This window comes from Bradyrhizobium sp. WSM1417, from assembly GCF_000515415.1.
In the GTDB taxonomy this organism is placed as follows: Bacteria; Pseudomonadota; Alphaproteobacteria; order Rhizobiales; family Xanthobacteraceae; genus Bradyrhizobium.
The window spans coordinates 7686920-7704527 of record NZ_KI911783.1 but is presented as its reverse complement, the minus strand read 5'-3'; the positions used below and the strand labels follow the sequence as shown (position 1 = coordinate 7704527).

The window sequence follows — 17608 nt, the reverse complement described above, 5'->3', positions numbered from 1 at the left end:
ACAGCTCCCGACATCACGATGCCCCCCGCTGGCGCGGCGCGCCGGCCGTTCGTCATGGCCGCGGCGATCATCGCCGCGATGACGCTGCTGCGCATCGCCTACGCCTCGGCCATCGAGCTGCGCACGGACGAGGCCTATTACTGGACCTGGTCGCAGGAGACGGCGCTCAGCTTCCTGGATCATCCCCCCGGGATCGCCTGGCTGATCCGGTTCGGCACCGCGATCTTCGGCGACACCCCGCTCGGTGTGCGCTTCGGCGGCATCGTCGCGATGCTGGTGACGCAGCTCCTGCTCGCCGATATCGTCCGCCGCCTCACCCATGATGTGCGCGCCGTCGTGCTCGCGGTGCTGATGCCGGAGGCCGCGCTCTATTACGGCCTGCTGATGGCCAAGGTCGCGCCCGATGTCGCCATGATCCCGTTTGCGGTGGCGATGATGTGGTGCCTGGTGCGGCTTGCGCAGGGCGGCGATGGCCGCTGGTGGCTCGCGGCCGGCCTGTTCGCCGGGCTGGCGATGCTGTCGAAATTCACCGTGATCATGTTCGCGCCGGCGGTTGCCGCCTTTCTGCTGGTGCCGGATTGGCGCTGGCGCTGGCTGCGCAGCCCCTATCCGTATTTCGCGATCCTGATCGCAATCGCCGTATTCTCGCCTGTCCTGATCTGGAACGTGCAACACGACTGGGCCGCGATCCGCTTCCAGGGCGTGCGCGCCACCACCAGCTACGGCATCTCGCTCCGCACCTTCGGCGATTACATCGGCCTCCAATTCGGTCTGGTCGGCTTCGTCATGCTGCCGGTGGTGCTGACGGGGGTGGTGATGACGGCGTGGCGCGGCTATCGCACGCGCGAGCCGGTCGCGATTTTGTTGTCGACCGCGGTCCTGGTGCCGTTTCTCTATTTTCTCGCGAAATCCCTGACCCTCCGCGTCGGCGACACCTGGCCGATGTTCATGTGGCCGGTCGGTTTCGCCGCCGCCGCTGTCAACCTCACCATGTTGTCGGGCGAAGGAAGATCGGCGCGGATGATCAGGGCGTCGCTGTTCTGGGCCAACACGGCGGTGGTCTCGGGCATCGCTTTTGTTGTCATCGTGTTCCTCTATTACGTCGCCGCGCCTTGGAATTTTCTCGGCAAGATTGATCCGATCGGTGCCGAGTCCGGCTACGAGCAGGTCGCCGCGCGCGCACAGGCCGCATTGGACGAGACCGGCGCGACCTGGATCGCCACGACGGACTACCGCACCTATGCCATGATGCGCTGGCTGTTTAGGGGCCGCGTGCCCGTGATCGAGATCAACGAGCGCGGCCGCTTCCAGGACTTTCGTGATCCCGGCCTAGACCGGATCAAGGGCCACGCCGGCATTTATGTTGGGCGAGAACCGGACGACCGCTCATCGCTGTGGGAGAACATCCCCGCCAAGCGCGAGCCGCTCGGTCAAGTCGAGCGCCGCTGGCGGGGTCTCGTGATGGACAATTATGTGCTGGAGAAGCTCTCAGGCTGGACGCCGGAGCTGTCGCCGCCGACGAACTCGCCGCTGTTCCAGTGGCGCGTGCTGGCCCTCTCCCTCTCCCCGCGTGCGGGGAGAGGCGAAAGATCACTCCTCTTCCTTCTTCCGCAGCAGATCCGTGGCGAGATCCGACAGCTTCGGCGGCGGCAGTGCCGCGAACGGCAGCGGCCGTGTGACGTCGATCGCGGCGAGGCCCAGCCGCGCCGTCAGCAATCCATTCAGCATGCCTTCGCCCAGCCGCTGCGACAGCTTCGCCGCAATGCCGTGGCCGAGCATCTGCTGCACCAGGCTGTCACTCGCGGCCATGCCGCCGGTAATGGCGAGATGGGCGATGACGTGGCGGAGCAGGCGGATCATGCCGAGCGCGCCGGGACGCCCGCCATAGAGAAAAGCGAGCTGGCGGATCAGGCGCAGCGACGCCACGAACACGAACAACACGTCGATCAGCGCGCGCGGCGAAACCGCTGTCACGATCGAGACCTTCTGCGCGGCTGACGACACCAGCCGCCGCGCCTCGATGTCCAGCGGCGACATCAATTCGCGCTCGGCGAGCCGGATCATGTCGGCGCCGTCGATAATCTCCCCGGCGTGGCTCTCCAGTGCGGCACGGGCGCGCGCGAGCTGCGGGTTCTGATGTGCAATCTTGAGCAGATCCTGCACGATGATTCGGCTCTCCTTGCGGTCGTCGCTGGCAAGGACGGCGGCCGCGCGCTGATGCAGTTTTTCGATGGTTGCCAGCCGCGCCAGCCCGAACGCCTCGCGTCCGGTCACCACCGCGAGCGCAAGTGCTGTGACGAAGGCAAGCGCCAGTCCGACGAAGCCGAGGCTTTCGCTGCGCGCGAACAGATCCTCGATCAGACGGACGACGCCGAGTCCGACCCCGAGCAGCGTCAGCCCGGCAACGCCGGACCAGAACAATGTGCCCCAGGGAAAGCCGCGTCGCGTCGGAAGCGTCGCTGCGATCGGCACCGGCAAATTCGCCGGATCCGGCTCCGGCGTGATCTGGATGGTGGTGCGGCCGAGCCGGGTCGTCTCGTCGGCCCCGGTAACGACGACGCCGGGGTCGTCGAGCCGGAACGTCGCCGGTCGCCGTGACTTTGATCGGTCGTTCATGACAATTTGTCTCCGATCAGGAACTGCAAGGCACGGTCGAGGCGGATGTGGGGCAGCGCCGGCTGGTCGGCCCCCTCGCGTTCGAGCTTTGGCGGACGGAAACGCAGGAAGCGAAAATCGCTCTTCCCGGCGGCCTCGGTCGAGAGCCCGCGGAACGCGTCGGTGCCGTTGAACAGCGGCTCGGGATCCAGCGGCAGGTCGCCCGGAAAGGTTGCCACCTCGGTGTTGCCGTCGAAGAACTCGCCGCCGGCGCTTTCGCCGGCGGCCGGCGTTCCCAAGATCGACGGCAATTTGTCACGGCCATGCGCGACCTGCGCCTCGCGCGTGGCGCGGACGGCGGCGAGCGCGACGACGTCGATCTCCGCCCCGGTCGTTTCCGCGCGGGCAACGGCGCGGGTCACCGCGCGGCGCAGCACGGCCTCGAGCCGGTCATGGCTGGAATGATGCAGATGATCCGCCTTGGTCGCCGCGAACAGCACGCGGTCGATCCGCGGCCGGAACAGGCCGGAGAGGATCGTGCTGCGGCCGATGTTGAAGCAGTCGAGAATGCCCGCGAGCGCGGCTTCGAGATCGTGCAGCGCTTCGGGGCCGGCGTTGAACGCGGCGAGCGCGTCGGCCAGCACGATCTGGCGATCGAGCCGGGCAAAATGATCCCGGAAGAACGGCCGCACCACGACGTCCTTGTAGGCCTCGTAGCGGCGTACCATCATCGCCCACAGTGATCCCTCCGGCGCCTGGCCGCCCGCGGGCACGTCAAGCGGCGCAAAGGTCAGCGCCGGTGTGTCGGCGAGATTGCCCGGCATCAGGAAGCGGCCGGGCGGCAGCAGGCTCATCGCAAACCGCTCGTCGCGGCAGCCTTGCAGATAGCCCCTGAACAGCTTTGCGGCCGTGAGCGTCGCCTGCTCGTCCTCGCGCGCCTCGGGCTTGAGGGTTGCGAGATGCGCGTGCCAGTCCGCGGCAAGATGGACGCGCGGCGCCTCGCGCGACAGCGCGAGACTTTCGGCCGACCATTGCTCAAAACTCTTCTGAAGCAGCGGCAGGTCAAGCAGCCACTCGCCGGGATAGTCGACGATGTCGAGCGTCAGCGTGCGGTCGGCGCCGTTCGGGCGCTGGTAGTCGATGACGAGCCTGAGCTCGCTGATGTCGACGGTCGAGCTCGGCCAGCGCCGCTCCTCGATCAGCGCGCGCAGATGGCTCTCATAGGCAAAGCGCGGCACGGCGTCGTCCGGCTGCGGCGCCAGATGCGCCCGCGCGATCCGCCCGGATGAATAGGCCTCGAATACCGGAAACCGACCACCGCGCGTCAGACCGTGGATCAGCGCGGTGATGAACACCGTCTTACCGGCCCGCGACAGGCCGGTGACCCCGAGCCGCACGGTCGGATTGAAGAAGTGCTCGCCATAGTCGATCAGCGCCCTCGCCGACAGGCGCGCTTCTTCGACCATATCCTGGAAACTAAATGCCATATGAACGTTGGGAATCTCGGGCGAGGGCGGATACGTAAAAAGGACTAGTCACAAAAGTGGCAACTGCCTGAGGAAAATCAAGCTTCATACTTCCACCGTCTTTGTCGGCAAATCACCCGTTTGAACGACGCGCCGATCCCAAAACACCCATACAAGAGGGTATTGTCTCACCTTGCGGATTGCCATGACCGTCTTCCAACTGAAACAGCTCGCATCCTCCTCCGTCCACGCAGCCGCCGACGCGATCGGCTGGCATTACGACCGCGCCGAGCTGATCGCCGACGGCGTGATCCACGCGATCGGCGTGCTCTGCGGCATCGTCGCTGCGACCGTGCTGGTGGTACTGACGGTGCTCTATGCCGACGCAACCGACATCGTCGGGGTCTCGATCTACGTCGCCGGCCTGCTCTCGATGCTGGTGTTGTCGGCGACCTATAATCTCTGGCCGATCTCGCCGGCCAAATGGCTGTTGCGGCGATTCGACCATTCGGCGATCTACCTCCTGATCGCGGCGACCTACACGCCGTTCATCCTGGAGGTGAAGGACAGCGGCTTCGCGCTGGTGTTGCTCACTGGTGTCTGGTGTGTGGCGATCCTGGGCATCGTGCTGAAACTTCTCTATCCCGGCCGGTTCGACCGCGTCGCGGTCGGCATCTACCTCGCCATGGGCTGGAGCGGCATCATGCTCTACGATTCCGTGGTCAAGGCGCTGCCCGCGCTGGTGCTGGGCTTCATCCTTGCGGGCGGACTGCTCTACAGCTTTGGCGTGATCTTCCATGCCTGGCGGCGGCTGCGCTTCCAGAATGCGATCTGGCACGGCTTTGTCTTGGCCGGCGCGGCGTGCCATTATACCGCGGTGCTCGATCTCGTGTTGAGCTGAGCAAGCTCCGCGAAGCGGAATAAGCCAAAACGGTATAAGACAAGAGGAGACGTCGCATGCAGGTGACCGGCAAGGTCGTGGTCGTCACGGGCGGCGCCAACGGCATCGGCAAGGCGCTGTGCGAGGCCTTTCACAAGGCCGGTGCGGCCAAGGTCGTCGTCGCCGACATGGACGCGGACAATGCGCGGGCGGTTGCAGCCACGGTGGATGGCGCGGCCTTCAAATGCGATGTCGCGCAGGAAAAGGATATTGCCCACGTCATCGAGGAGACCGAGCGGCAGTTCGGCCCGATCGAATTGTTCTGCTCCAATGCCGGCATCGGCGGCGGCTTCGACCCGATGTCGGTCAATGCCGGCGGCGCCTCCGACGAGCCGTGGCAGCGCAGCTGGGCTATCCACGTCATGGCGCATGTCTATGCGGCGCGGCATCTGATCCCGCGCATGAAGGCGCGCGGCGGCGGCTATTTCCTCAACACCATCTCGGCCGCGGGCCTGCTGTCGCAGGTCGGTAGCCCCGCTTATTCCACCACCAAACATGCCGCGGTCGGCTTTGCCGAAAATCTCGCGATCTCGCACAAGGCGCACAACATCCGCGTCTCGATCCTCTGCCCCCAGGGCGTCGACACCAACATGCTGCGTTCGATCCCCAAGGGCCCGCAATCCGGCGACGGTGATCTCTCGCCTGAGCAGGTCGCCGAGGACGTGCTCGCCGGCCTCGCGCAGGAGACGTTCCTGATCCTGCCGCACCCGCAGGTGCTCGGCTACGTGCGCAAGAAGACCGAGAATTACGACCGCTGGATCGGCGGCATGGCCAAGATCCAGGCCAGGATGCGCGACGAGTTCGGGAGGTAGGGAAGAGGCGCGCCATGACCTCCGGTGTCGTCCTGGCGAAGGCCAGGACCCATACCGCGAGGTCTACCGATCTTGCCGTAGTAGCAGTACCGAACGACAAGTCTTCGCCAAATTACTTCTTGGGGTAGTGGGTCCTGGCTTTCGCCAGGACGACGGCATGAAGCTACGTGCGCTCCTAATGCTTCTGCCCGTACAGCACCGGCACCGCCGAATCCACGATCACCTCGACGAGGCTGGTCCCGTCGAATGCCATCCCGCGCTCGAGCGCTTCGCCCAGCTCAGCTGCCTTGCTCACCCGCACCGCATGGCAACCCATGCCCTCGGCGAGCCGGACGAAATCGATCCCCGGCAGCTCCAGTCCCGGCACGTTCCTCACCTGCATCACCTGGCTGAACGAGCGCATCGCGCCGTAGCCGGAATTGTTGATGACGACGATGGTGAGCGGCAGCTTGCGCTGCGCGGCGGTCCACAGTGCCTGGATCGAATACATCGCCGAGCCGTCGCCGATCAGGCACACCGTGCGGCTGTTCGGCTTGCCGAGCGCCATGCCGACCGCGGCCGGCAGCGAGTAGCCGAGCCCGCCGCTCGCCATGGTGTAAAAACTGTCCTGGCCGCGCATCGGCATGAACTTTTGCATCGCCGGCCGGTGCGAGGGAATTTCCTCGACCAGCGACGCGCCGCCGGGCATCGCCTGCGACAGCGAATGCAGCAGGAATTCGACCGGGAGCGGATCGGCGGCCTGCGGTGCCGGCGGCAGCGTTCGCCCCTTCGGTGCCGCGCGCTTGCTCTCCGGCAAGAGCTCGAGCAGCATTGCGAGCGCCGGCTTCATCGTCGCGATGATACTGGTTCCGACCGGCGTCACCGCTGCGGCGTCCGGGTCATCCGTGATCTGGAAGATCGTCGCACCGCCGTCGAAGATGGCGGCGTGGCCTTCGACGTGGAAGGTGAACACGGGCGCGCCGATCACGACGACGAGGTCGTGCTCGCGCAGCGCGTCCGACAATTGCGCCGGCGAGGCATGCAGGAAGCCCGCGAATTGGGGATGGCGTTCCGGGAACGAGCAGCGCGCCGAAAACGGGCTGACCCAGACGCTGGCCCTGGCTTTCTCGGCCACGCGCACCATCAGATCGACCGCGCCGGCGCGATCGACGCCGGGGCCGACGACAAGGGCAGGGTGCTTGGCTGAACCGAGCGCGGTGACCAGCGCCTTCATCGCGTCAGCCTCAGGCGCTATCTCGCGACTGACCTTGCGGGCTTCGACGGGAGCTGTCGCATGCGCCCAATCGTCGACCGGAATCGAGACGAAAGTCGGCCCGCATGGCGGCTGCATCGCGGTGTAATAGGCGCGTGCGATCGCGGCCGGCACGTCTTCGGGCCGCGCCGGCTCCACGCTGTACTTCACATAAGGCCGCGGGAATTCGGATGCACGCTCCGCATAGAGGAACGCCTGCAACGGCAGGATCGAGCGCGCCTGCTGGCCCGCGGTGATCACCAGCGGCGTCTGGTTGCGATGCGCGGTATAGATGTTGCCGAGCGCATTGCCGACGCCGGCGGCCGAATGCAGATTGACGAAGCCGGCATTGCGCGTCGCCTGCGCATAGCCGTCGGCCATGCCGACCGCGGAGGCCTCCTGAAGCGCCAGAACGTAGTCGATGTCGTCGGGCCAGTCGCTCAGGAACGGCAGCTCGGTCGAGCCGGGATTGCCGAACACGCGTCTGATGCCGAAGGAGCGCAGCAGGTCGAGCGTCGCCTGCTTGACGGTGACGGATTTGCTGCCGGTCTTGCCGTTCTTCGCCATGGTTTCCGTTCCCTGATGTTTGTTGGCGCTATCAGCCCCACCCGTCATTGCGAGGAGCCCTTGCGACGAAGCAATCCAGACTGCCACTGCGGAGGGATTCTGGATTGCTTCGCTACGCTCGCAATGACGAGAAGAAGCAGCAGTGTGTCACCACACCGCCGTCCCCTTCATCGTCGGCTGCCCTTCCGCGTTCGCGGTCCACAGCTCCATGCCATCAGCGGTCTCGTTGGCGTTGATGGAGAACTCCGAGCCCTCGAACAGCGGCTGCACCCCGCGATACGAAAACTTCTTCGGCGCCTTGCCGCCGTGCAGCTTCGCCGCCATCTCGATGATCAGCGCCGCCTGCAACGGCCCGTGGAAGATCAGGCCCGGATAGCCCTCGACCTTGGTGACGTAGTCGCGGTCGTAATGGATGCGGTGACCGTTGAAGGTCAGCGCGGAATATCGAAACAGCAGCACGGGATCGGAGACATGCGTCTCGCGATGCTGCGCCTTGGGCGGCGGAGGCGGGGCCTTTGCCGGCGCGGGCGTCGTCGTCATCTCGCGATAGACGATGTCCTGCCGCTCGCGGATGGCGACGCCGCGTGGGCAAGAGATGCTGTGCTCGACCGAGACGAAGCACAGCGTGCCGGTCGAGCCGGTCTTCACCTGCACGTTCGCGATGCGCGAGGTCCGCGTCGATTCATCGCCGACGCGTAGCGGCTGCAGGAACTCGATCTCGCCGCCGGCCCACATCCGGCGCGGCAGCGGCACGGGCGGCAGGAAGCCGCCGCGGGTGGGGTGGCCGTCAGGGCCGAGCATCGACATCGGAAACACCGGCTGGGCCAGGCACCAATGCACCGTAAACGGCGCCGCATCGCCGGCCTTGGGCGAACCGACCTCCTGGAACAGCGTCGCGCGCAAACTCTTCACGAGCTGCGCAGTGACGGTGTCGGTGGCCTCTTCGCTGCGGCCGATCCATTGCCTGAGATGATCGATGTCGAGCTTCTCGGTCATGATGCCTCGCTCTTGTTGTTACGATTTTTTGGCCGGTCTTTCGCCGATCGCCGGCACGGCACCATAGCTGCGCGTTTCGCCGACAATGATCGGCGCCGGCGCGGGATAGCTGACGGGCCCCTGCGGTGTGTCGACCTCGATGCGGCGCAGATGCGGATGCTTGGCGAGGTCTGCCATGGTGTTGACCTCGGCAAAGGCGATGTCGGCATCGGACAGCCGCTTGAGCAGCTCGTCGCGCGTCATCTTGGCGAAGGCATCCGCGACCGTCTTGTCGGTGAAATCGCGGTTGCGCACGCGCTCGACCATGTTGGCAACGCGCGGATCGGCAGGCAGATCCGGCTGGTCCAGCACCTTTGCGCAGAGCGTCTTCCACTCGCGCTCGCTCTGGATCGAGATCAGGATGTCCTTGCCGTCGCTGGACGTGAACACGCCATAGGGTGCGATCGAGGGATGGCGCAGCCCCATGCGCTTGGGCGGATTGCCGGCTTCCGAGTTGAGCAGCGGCACGGTACACCAGTCCGCCATCACGTCGAACATGGAGATGCGGATGTCGGCGCCCTTGCCGGTACGCCCGCGTCCGATCAGGGCTTCCAAAATCGCCGCATGCGCGGTCGCGCCGGTCGCGACGTCGACGATCGACATGCCGACCCGTGAGGCACCGTCGGGATTGCCGGTGATCGAGGCAAGGCCGCTCTCGGCCTGGATCAGCAGATCATAGGCCTTGCGGTGCGCATAGGGGCCGTCGTCGCCATAGCCGGTGATCGTGCACGAGATCAGCCTGGGATAATCCTTCAGCAGCCGCTCGCGCGAAAAGCCGAGCTTGTCCATCGAGCCCGGCTTGAGATTCTGGATCAGCACGTCGGCGCTCGCGATCAGTTTTTCCAGCTCAGCGCAGCCTTCCTTGGTGGCGAGATCGACCACCGCCGATTGCTTGCCGCGGTTCAGCCACACGAAATAGCTGCTCTGGCCCTTGGCGGCCGCGTCATAGCCGCGGGCGAAATCGCCTTCGGGCCGCTCGATCTTGATGACTTCCGCGCCGGCATCCGCCAGCCGCGACGAGCAGAACGGGGCCGCCACCGCCTGCTCGACCGCAATCACCCTGATCCCGTCAAGAGCTCCCATGATGGCTGCCTCAGTACGAGCGGGGCATGCCGAGCACATGCTCGGCGATGAAGGACAGCACGAGGTTGGTCGAGATCGGCGCCACCTGATAGAGCCGCGTCTCGCGGAATTTGCGCTCGACGTCGTACTCCTCGGCAAATCCAAAGCCGCCATGGGTCTGGACGCAGGCATTCGCCGCTTCCCACGATGCATCGGCCGCGAGCATTTTTGCCATGTTGGCCTCCGCGCCGCAGTCGAGCCCGGCCTCGTATTTGCGCGTGGCTTCCTTCACCATCAATTCGGCCGCACGCATCGCCGCATAGGCTTTGGCGATCGGGAACTGGATGCCTTGATTCTGGCCGATCGGCCGGCCGAAAACGCTGCGCTCCTTGGCGTAGTTGGTGGCCTTGGCGATGAACCATTTGGCATCGCCGACGCATTCGGCCGCGATCAGGATCCGTTCGGCATTCATGCCGGAGAGGATGTAGCGAAAGCCCTTGCCTTCCTCGCCGATCAGATTTTCCGCCGGCACCTTCATGTCGGTGAAGAACACTTCGGTGGTGGCGTGGTTCATCATGGTGCGGATCGGGCGGATCTCGAGGCCGTTGTTCTTGGCCTCGCGCATGTCGACAATGAACACGGAAAGACCGTCGGTGCGCTTCTTGACCTGGTCCTTCGGCGTGGTGCGCGCCAGCAGGAGCATCAGGTCGGAATGCTCGGCGCGGCTGGTCCAGATTTTCTGGCCGTTGACGACGTAGCCGGCATTGCCGTCCTTGCGGGCGAAGGTCTTCAGCGAGGTGGTGTCGGTGCCGCTGGTCGGCTCGGTGACGCCGAAGGCCTGCAGCCGCAATTCGCCGCTCGCCACCTTCGGAAGATATTTTGCCTTCTGCTCGTCATTGCCGTGCCGCAGCACGGTGCCCATCGTGTACATCTGGGCGTGGCAGCCGCCGCCGTTGCAGCCCGCGCGCTGGATCTCTTCGAGGATCGCCGCGGCCGCAGAAAGCTTCAGGCCTGCGCCGCCATATTCCTCGGGGATCAGCACCGAGAGATAACCGGCCTCGGTCAGCGCCTCGACGAAGGCCTTGGGGTAGGCCATCTCACGGTCGAGCTTGCGCCAGTATTCGCCGGGAAACTGCGCGCACAGCTTTGCAACGGCCTCGCGGATGTCGGCGTGATCTTCGGTGTGGTGTTCTTCACTCATGGGGTTTCCCGTATGTGCGGCAGTTAGGATAACGCCGGCCGATCCTCTGGCGTTGTGAAAACAATGCCAGCCCCCTATGCGCATTTGCTATAGCGTATGGAGTAGCCTTCCAGGATTGGCAAGCATGGATTTCCGTCAGCTCAGGACCTTCAGTTGCGTGGCGGAGCTCGGCAGCCTCTCCAAGGCGTCCGACACGTTGCGCGTGGCGCAGCCGGCGCTCTCCCGGCAGATCAAGCTGCTGGAACACGAGCTGCGCACCGAATTGTTCACCCGTAACGGCCGCGGCATGGTGCTCACGGATGCCGGCCGCCTCTTGCTGGCGCGCACCTCCGGCATCGTGCGGCAGATCGACCAGATCCGCGACGACATCCAGTCGTCCAAGGGGCCGCCGTCCGGCCAGGTCGTGCTCGGCCTGGTCCCGACCGTGAGCTGCGTGCTGTCGGCGCGCTTCGCGCGGCGCTGCGTCGAAAAGTTTCCCGGCATTTCGCTGCGCATCGTCGAGAGCTACAGCGGCCATCTCGTCGAATGGCTGCATCGCGGCGAGATGGATCTCGCCATCCTCTACGGCCGCTCCGCCGATCTGCATCTCAACGTGGAGAGCCTCGGTCGCGACAACATCGTCGCGGTGGGTCCGCGCGGCTGCGGCCTCGCGCGCAAGAAGAGCGTCGATGTCGGCTGGCTGCTGCGGCAACGGTTGGTGCTGCCCAGTCATTCCCACGGCCTCCGTGCGCTGATCGAGCACGCGGCGGCGCAACGCAAGATCAAGCTCAACGTCCAGCTCGAAGCGGATTCGTTCCGCGTGCTCACGAGCCTCGTCGAGGAAGGCCTCGGCTTCGCGCTGCTGCCGCCATCATCCGTCCGCGGCGAGGTCGCGGACGGGCGGCTGGAAACCGCTCTCGTCTCGAAGCCGATGACGCGCGAGCTCATATTCGCCTCTCCGATCGACCGTCCGGTCTCGACGGCCTCGGTTGCCGTCACCGCCCTCCTGCGCGAGGAGGTCGCCGCCTGCCGCAAGGACGGCGTGTGGGACATCAAGTTGAGTTAGATGTGCCGGTGTCGTAGACCAGTCGCGCGCGATCTCGCCTTCGCATCTGGCGCGAGCTGTCATGCCGGAATTTTATAGCCGGGGAGGTGCGTCGCCAGTTTGGCGCGCACGTGCCGCCAAAACCTCGTCATTGCGAGCGCAGCGAAGCAATCCAGGAATCCCTCCGCGGTTACAAGTCTGGATTGCTTCGTCGCAAGGGCTCCTCGCAATGACGGAGGATGAGCCTACCCCGGGATTCTCACCGGCAACGACTCGTATCCCTTGATGAAGCTCGAATAGATCCGCTTGGGCTCGCCGACCACCTCGATGCGGTCGAAGCGCTTCAGCATCTCTTCCCAGACGATCTTGAGCTGGAGCTCGGCGAGGCGCATGCCGACGCAGCGGTGGATGCCGAAGCCGAAGGAGAGGTGGGTGCGCGGCCGCGGCCGATCGATGATGAACTCGTTCGGCCTCTCGAACATCTCCTCGTCGCGGTTGCCGGAGACGTACCACATCACGACGCGGTCGCCCTTCTTGATGTGCTTGCCGCCAACTTCGGTGTCCTGCAGCGCGGTGCGCCGCATATGCGCGAGCGGGGTCTGCCAGCGGATCACTTCGGGCACCATGGAATCGATCAGTTCCGGGTTGGCGCGCAGCCTGTCGTACTGCTCCGGGTTCTCGTTCAGCGCCAGCACCGAGCCCGTCATGGTATTGCGCGTGGTGTCGTTGCCGCCGACGATGAGCAGGATGATGTTGCCCATGAGATTGTCGGGATCCATGAACCGCGTGGCGTCGTTGTGCGCCATCAGCGACAGCAGATCGTTGCGCGGCGCGGAATTGACGCGCTCGTTCCAGAGCTTGGACATGTAGGCGTAGCATTCGTCCATCTCGCGGCGGCGCTCTTCGGCCGAGGCCACGATGCCGCTCTTGGGCAGCGCGGTCGCGACATCGGACCAGCGCGTCAGCTTGCGCCGTTCCTCCCAGGGGAAGTCGAACAGGGTGGCCAGCATCTGCGTCGTCAACTCGATCGAGACGCGCTCGACGAAATTGAAGGTCTCGTTGCGCGGCAGATTGTCTAGTACGGTCTGCGAACGCTGGCGGATCAGTTTTGCCAGTTCGTCCAGATGAGTCGGCGTGAACATCGGCGACACCGTCTTGCGCTGCGACGAATGACGCGGCTGGTCCATGGCGATGAAGCTCGGCCAGTCGTAACCTTCCGGCACGTCGCGGATCCCGATGCCGCCGAGCGTCGAGTCAGAGGAGAACAGGCCGTGGTTGGTGTCGACATGCATGATGTCGTCGTACTTCACCACCGACCAGTACGGTTCGATCGGCGCGTTGGTGCAGTAATGCACCGGCTCTTCCTTGCGCAGCCGTTCGAACCACGGCCACAAGGTGTCGTCCTGGAACAGTCTGGGCGCGCCCGGGTGGAACTGCGCCAGCGGGGTCGCATAGGCCTCTTCGCGAGCCCTGCGCATGCGTTCGGCCTTGTCCACTTGAACCGGCGCTTGGATGTTCATGGTGGTTCTCCAGTGTTTGAATCGGACGCCGAGACGCAGTTCACCTCGCCCCGCTTGCGGGGAGAGGTCGGATCGCATCGCTAGATGCGATCCGGGTGAGGGGGAGTCTCCACGAGTCGGCGGTCACCGTCCTCGTGGAGATTCCCCCTCACCCCACCCTCTCCCCGCAAGCGGGGCGAGGGAGAGAAGCACCGGCGTATGCCACATCACGCCGCGATCTTCACCGGCAAGCTTTCGAGACCCTTCACGAAGCTCGAATAGACCCGCTTGGGTTCGCCGACCACCTCGATATGGTCGAATCGCTTGAGGATTTCTTCCCAGATGATCTTGAGCTGGAGTTCGGCAAGCCGCAAGCCGACGCAGCGGTGGATGCCGAAACCGAACGAGAGATGCGTGCGCGGCCGCGCGCGGTCAATGATGAATTCGTAGGGCTTTTCGATCGCGTCGGCGTCGCGGTTGCCCGAGACGTACCACATCACGACCTTGTCACCTTTCTTGATCTGCTTGCCGCGGAACTCGAAGTCCGCAAGCGCGGTGCGCCGCATATGGGCCAGCGGTGTCTGCCAGCGGATCACTTCCGGCACGAAGCTGTCGAGCAGCGCGGGGTTTTCGCGCAGCTTGCGATATTGCTCCGGATGCTGGCTCAGCGCGTCGAGCGAACCGGACATGGTGTTGCGGGTGGTGTCGTTGCCGCCGACGATCAGAAGGATCAGATTGCCGAGGAAGTTCTTCGCGTCCATGTCGCGCGTCGCGGCACCGTGCGCCATCATCGACAACAGGTCGCTCTTGGGCGGCTGCTCGATCCGTTCCTTCCACAATCGCGTGAAATAGCCGGCGCATTCCGTCAGCTCGGCTTGACGCTCGTCTTCGGTGGCGACGAGGCCGTCGGGTCCGGGAATGGTGGTCGCGATGTCCGACCAGCGCGTCAGCTTGCGGCGATCCTCCCAGGGAAAGTCGAACAGCACGGCGAGCATCTGCGTGGTGAGCTCGATCGAGACGCGGTCGACCCAGTCGAACACCTCGCCACGCGGCAGATTGTCCAGGCACTCGGCCGAACGCTTGCGGATGCTCAGCGCGAGGTTGTCCAGATGGGTCGGCGTGAACATCGGCGCCACGGTCTTGCGCTGCGCCGCGTGGCGCGGTGGGTCCATCGAGATGAAGCTCTCGCGGCGCAGTTCCGGATCGATGTCGCGGATGGTGATGCCGCCGAGCGAGGAGGCTGAGGAGAACACCGAATGATTGGTCTCGATCTCCATGATGTCGTTGTAGCGCGTCACGGACCAATACGGGCCGAACATCGAGTCCTTGCAATAGTGCACGGGATCTTCGCGACGCAGGCGATCGAAATAGGGCCAGAACGTATCGGTCCTGAACAGCTCGGGGTCGCCCGGATCGAACTGCTCCAGCGGCAGTGACGTTGCGCGTGCGCGTAACGCGTCGAGCTTCGCCGCGCTTTCGATGGTCCCATGCATGACCGCTCTCCCTGACATGAACCGCGCGTTCTCGTTGAATTCTGCGCTGCGGTATTTGATTTGCAATTACAGCCGGTTGTCTGCGCCGGAGCAAGGGCGAGTTTTGCCACACGGTCTCGCCAGTAGCCTGGATGGAGCATAAGCGTAATCCGGGGTTCGGGGCGCCACTGCCGCTGTCCCGGATTGCGCTGCGCTCCATCCGGAGCCGGCCCGTTACCCCATCTACGGGACATTCGCGAACGTGATCTCGCGCACGCCCTCGGCCGTGGAATCGTGCCAGAAATCGACCGGAATCGAGCTAAATCGAACCCGCCCATCTTGGGGATCGACTAATCTCTGATCTATAGTTTGATCGAACCAGGTCCGCATCCCGAGGTTGCCGCCGTGAACGACATGCAATGGGCCCCCATCGGCTCCGAACCCTTACCCCCGCCGCTGCCGCCCACGGGGGTCGATTTCACCGGCAACCGTACCGAGTTTCGCAAATTGGTCACCAAGGGTGCCATGCTCGAGCTCGTCACCTTCGGCTTCTACCGGTTCTGGCTCGTCACCGACATCCGCCGTCATCTGTGGGCGAACACCGCGGTTGATGGCGACGCCGCCGAATATACCGGGCGGGCCAAGGAGCTCCTGGTCGGCTTCCTGTTCGCGCTCGCGATCCTGGTGCCGATCTACCTCGCTTACTTCCTTGTCGGTATCGAGTTCGAGCGCTGGCAGGGCTTTGCCTCGACGCCGCTGTTCATCAGCTTCTATGCCTTCGGCCAGTTTGCGATCTTTCGCGCGCGGCGTTATCGCCTGACGCGCACGGTCTGGCGCGGCGTGCGGTTCTGGATGGACGGATCGGGCTGGGCCTATTCGTTCCGCGCCATGCTGTGGGGCTTGCTGGTGTTCCTGACGCTCGGGCTCGCATTGCCGTGGCGCGAGGCCTCGCTCGAACGCTACAAGATGCGGCACACTCATTACGGCGATTTGAGCGGCGATTTCAAAGCCGACGGCTGGACCTTCTTCAAGCGCGCCTGGTGGCTGTGGCTGCTGAGCCCGATTGCAATGGTGATCTTTCCGCTCGCGCCGTTCTTCTATGCCGAGTTCAAGGCGCGCGAGTGGCGCTGGTGGCTCGACGGCATCCGCATCGGCGACGTCAGCCTGTCCTCGCAACTGCCGCACAACGCATTCTACGGCCTGTACTGGAAGGTGATCGGCTGGTGGACGCTGCTCTCGGCCATCTTCGCCGCCTATATCGGCGGAGCAACCATGCTCGTGGTCACGCTGAGTGGTCTTTCGGTCGAGCAGGCGTTGGGGCCCGGCAATGCCGGCAAGAGCATCCCGACATTGGTGATGATGGTCGTCGGCTACCTCGCACTCGCCCTGGCCCTCAACATCGTCATGCGGGTCTATCTCCAGCGCGATCTCTGGGCCAAGGTGCTGGAAACCGTCGATGTGCACAACATCGCCGCCGCCGCGGATGTGCGCGGCAGCGCCGAGCTTGCCAGCGCGCTCGGCGAAGGCTTTGCCGATGGACTCGATGTCGCGGGATTCTGAGCTGTGAGTGACGTATTCGCTGAGGCCCCGGCGCAATCCGCAAAGCCGACCATCTTCTTCGACGGCGTGTCGAGCCGCAGGCGGCAGGTGACGCTGACGCTCAGTGACGCGCTCGAGATCCTCGAAGAGGGTGCGCCCGTTCGCTGGGCCTATGCCGACATCCGCCGCGCCGATAGCCCGCCCGGCATTTTGCGGCTCGCCTGCGCTTCCGCGCCGCCGCTGGCGCGGCTGGAAATCCGCGACGCTTTGCTCGCCTCAGACGTGACTGCCCGCTGCATGCGGCTCGACGACCACCAGACCTCGCGCCGTGGCGTCGCAAAAATCGTCGGCTGGTCGATGGCTGCCACCGTCTCCATCGTCTGCGTCGTGCTGTTCGGCGTGCCGCTCGCTGCCGACCGCCTCGCGCCGCTGGTCCCGAAACCAATCGAGCGGCGCATCGGCGATGCGTCGGAGGTTCAGGTGAAGACCATCTTCGGCCGCAATGCGTGCGAGGATGCGGCGGGGAAGGCAGCCTTCCTCAAACTCGTCAATCGGCTGCGCGATGCCGCCGGCCTCGATGACGATTCCATGACCGCGGGCGTGCTGCCGACCCCGGTGCCGAATGCGTTCGCGCTGCCCGGTGGCAAGGTGTTCGTGCTGAAAGGTATGCTCGAGAAGGCCGAAAGCCCGGACGAGCTTGCCGGCATCCTCGCTCACGAGCTCGGTCACCTCAAGCATTACGACAACATGCGCGGCCTCATCTATAACGGTGGCACCTCGTTTCTGATCGGCCTGTTGTTCGGCGACGTCACCGGCTCGAGCGCCGTGATCTTCGCCTCGCGCAGCGTGGTCGAGGCCTCCTATTCGCGTGAGGCCGAGACCGCTGCGGATAGTTTTGCCATCGAGATCATGCACAAGCTCGGCCGCTCGCCGAAGCCTGCGGCCGAATTGATGTTCCGCATCACCGGCAAGGAAGGCGGCGGCCTCACGTCGATCCTGGCGAGCCATCCGCTGACGGAGGGCCGGCTCGCGCGCATGACGAAGGAGGATCGCCCCGCCAGCGGCCCGCCGCTGCTGACGGATGCGGAGTGGCAGGCGCTGAAGGGGATCTGCGGCAGCGGCAAGATCTGAATCTCTTGCCGCCGAGGCGTCGGCCCCGCGACAA

General features: G+C 64.9%; 13 protein-coding genes and 1 pseudogene. 6 read left to right on the top strand and 8 right to left on the bottom strand.

From position 1 onward, the window contains the following. Positions 1–18: 18 nt before the first annotated feature. Positions 19–1554 (top strand): annotated as a pseudogene (locus BRA1417_RS41545) (glycosyltransferase family 39 protein); the annotation flags it as partial. A gap of 36 nt (positions 1555–1590) precedes the next feature. Here BRA1417_RS41545 and BRA1417_RS0137700 read toward each other — a convergent pair. Both BRA1417_RS0137700 and BRA1417_RS0137695 read right to left on the bottom strand, forming a co-directional pair. Further along, positions 1591–2616, bottom strand: a complete 1026-nt coding sequence (locus tag BRA1417_RS0137700; protein WP_027520225.1) for a YcjF family protein — start codon at positions 2614–2616, stop codon at positions 1591–1593. After that, the gene (locus BRA1417_RS0137695; RefSeq protein ID WP_027520224.1) at positions 2613–4082 is read right to left on the bottom strand and encodes a YcjX family protein; all 1470 of its coding nucleotides are present in this window, start codon (positions 4080–4082) and stop codon (positions 2613–2615) included. The genes BRA1417_RS0137700 and BRA1417_RS0137695 overlap by 4 nt, the downstream gene beginning before the upstream one ends. A gap of 184 nt (positions 4083–4266) precedes the next feature. Between BRA1417_RS0137695 and BRA1417_RS0137690 the strand changes: the two genes are divergently transcribed. Both BRA1417_RS0137690 and BRA1417_RS0137685 read left to right on the top strand, forming a co-directional pair. Further along, on the top strand, positions 4267–4962 hold the full coding sequence (locus tag BRA1417_RS0137690; protein WP_027520223.1) for a hemolysin III family protein: 696 nt from the start codon (positions 4267–4269) through the stop codon (positions 4960–4962). A 56-nt stretch (positions 4963–5018) separates the two neighbouring features. Beyond that, positions 5019–5813: an SDR family oxidoreductase gene (locus BRA1417_RS0137685; protein ID WP_027520222.1), complete on the top strand. Its 795-nt coding sequence runs from the start codon at positions 5019–5021 to the stop codon at positions 5811–5813. Positions 5814–5988: 175 nt separating this feature from the next. On the opposite strand, the gene mdlC is transcribed toward BRA1417_RS0137685, so the two are convergent. From mdlC to BRA1417_RS0137665, 4 genes are all read right to left on the bottom strand, one after another. Next, a complete protein-coding gene (mdlC, locus tag BRA1417_RS0137680; RefSeq protein ID WP_027520221.1) occupies positions 5989–7611 on the bottom strand; it encodes a benzoylformate decarboxylase in 1623 nt (540 codons plus the stop codon). 147 nt (positions 7612–7758) lie between these two features. Continuing rightward, complete coding sequence (locus tag BRA1417_RS0137675; protein ID WP_027520220.1) at positions 7759–8607, bottom strand: MaoC family dehydratase N-terminal domain-containing protein; 849 nt, start codon at positions 8605–8607, stop codon at positions 7759–7761. Between the two features lie 18 nt (positions 8608–8625). After that, entirely contained in the window at positions 8626–9729 is a 1104-nt protein-coding gene (locus tag BRA1417_RS0137670) for a CaiB/BaiF CoA-transferase family protein (RefSeq protein WP_027520219.1), read from the bottom strand. A gap of 10 nt (positions 9730–9739) precedes the next feature. Next, on the bottom strand, positions 9740–10909 hold the full coding sequence (locus tag BRA1417_RS0137665; protein ID WP_027520218.1) for an acyl-CoA dehydrogenase family protein: 1170 nt from the start codon (positions 10907–10909) through the stop codon (positions 9740–9742). 124 nt (positions 10910–11033) lie between these two features. Between BRA1417_RS0137665 and BRA1417_RS0137660 the strand changes: the two genes are divergently transcribed. After that, the gene (locus BRA1417_RS0137660; RefSeq protein WP_027520217.1) at positions 11034–11954 is read left to right on the top strand and encodes a LysR substrate-binding domain-containing protein; all 921 of its coding nucleotides are present in this window, start codon (positions 11034–11036) and stop codon (positions 11952–11954) included. Between the two features lie 224 nt (positions 11955–12178). Here BRA1417_RS0137660 and BRA1417_RS0137655 read toward each other — a convergent pair whose 3' ends face one another. Next, the gene (locus tag BRA1417_RS0137655) at positions 12179–13453 is read right to left on the bottom strand and encodes a cytochrome P450 (protein WP_027520216.1); all 1275 of its coding nucleotides are present in this window, start codon (positions 13451–13453) and stop codon (positions 12179–12181) included. A 206-nt stretch (positions 13454–13659) separates the two neighbouring features. Further along, on the bottom strand, positions 13660–14925 hold the full coding sequence (locus BRA1417_RS0137650) for a cytochrome P450 (protein ID WP_027520215.1): 1266 nt from the start codon (positions 14923–14925) through the stop codon (positions 13660–13662). A gap of 393 nt (positions 14926–15318) precedes the next feature. On the opposite strand from BRA1417_RS0137650, the gene BRA1417_RS0137645 reads away from it, so the two are divergent. Together BRA1417_RS0137645 and BRA1417_RS0137640 are read left to right on the top strand one after the other, a co-directional pair. Next, positions 15319–16464, top strand: a complete 1146-nt coding sequence (locus BRA1417_RS0137645) for a DUF898 family protein (protein ID WP_027520214.1) — start codon at positions 15319–15321, stop codon at positions 16462–16464. A 3-nt stretch (positions 16465–16467) separates the two neighbouring features. Continuing rightward, positions 16468–17574, top strand: a complete 1107-nt coding sequence (locus tag BRA1417_RS0137640) for a M48 family metallopeptidase (protein ID WP_027520213.1) — start codon at positions 16468–16470, stop codon at positions 17572–17574. Positions 17575–17608 lie beyond the last annotated feature (34 nt).

Coding starts and splice junctions, on each gene's coding strand:
- BRA1417_RS0137645 (WP_027520214.1), top strand. CDS start 15,319: ATGCAATGGGCCCCCATCGGCTCCGAACCCTTACCCCCGCCGCTGCCG.
- mdlC (WP_027520221.1), bottom strand. CDS start 7,611: ATGGCGAAGAACGGCAAGACCGGCAGCAAATCCGTCACCGTCAAGCAG.
- BRA1417_RS0137650 (WP_027520215.1), bottom strand. CDS start 14,925: ATGCATGGGACCATCGAAAGCGCGGCGAAGCTCGACGCGTTACGCGCA.
- BRA1417_RS0137690 (WP_027520223.1), top strand. CDS start 4,267: ATGACCGTCTTCCAACTGAAACAGCTCGCATCCTCCTCCGTCCACGCA.
- BRA1417_RS0137695 (WP_027520224.1), bottom strand. CDS start 4,082: ATGGCATTTAGTTTCCAGGATATGGTCGAAGAAGCGCGCCTGTCGGCG.
- BRA1417_RS0137700 (WP_027520225.1), bottom strand. CDS start 2,616: ATGAACGACCGATCAAAGTCACGGCGACCGGCGACGTTCCGGCTCGAC.
- BRA1417_RS0137675 (WP_027520220.1), bottom strand. CDS start 8,607: ATGACCGAGAAGCTCGACATCGATCATCTCAGGCAATGGATCGGCCGC.
- BRA1417_RS0137670 (WP_027520219.1), bottom strand. CDS start 9,729: ATGGGAGCTCTTGACGGGATCAGGGTGATTGCGGTCGAGCAGGCGGTG.
- BRA1417_RS0137655 (WP_027520216.1), bottom strand. CDS start 13,453: ATGAACATCCAAGCGCCGGTTCAAGTGGACAAGGCCGAACGCATGCGC.
- BRA1417_RS0137665 (WP_027520218.1), bottom strand. CDS start 10,909: ATGAGTGAAGAACACCACACCGAAGATCACGCCGACATCCGCGAGGCC.
- BRA1417_RS0137685 (WP_027520222.1), top strand. CDS start 5,019: ATGCAGGTGACCGGCAAGGTCGTGGTCGTCACGGGCGGCGCCAACGGC.
- BRA1417_RS0137660 (WP_027520217.1), top strand. CDS start 11,034: ATGGATTTCCGTCAGCTCAGGACCTTCAGTTGCGTGGCGGAGCTCGGC.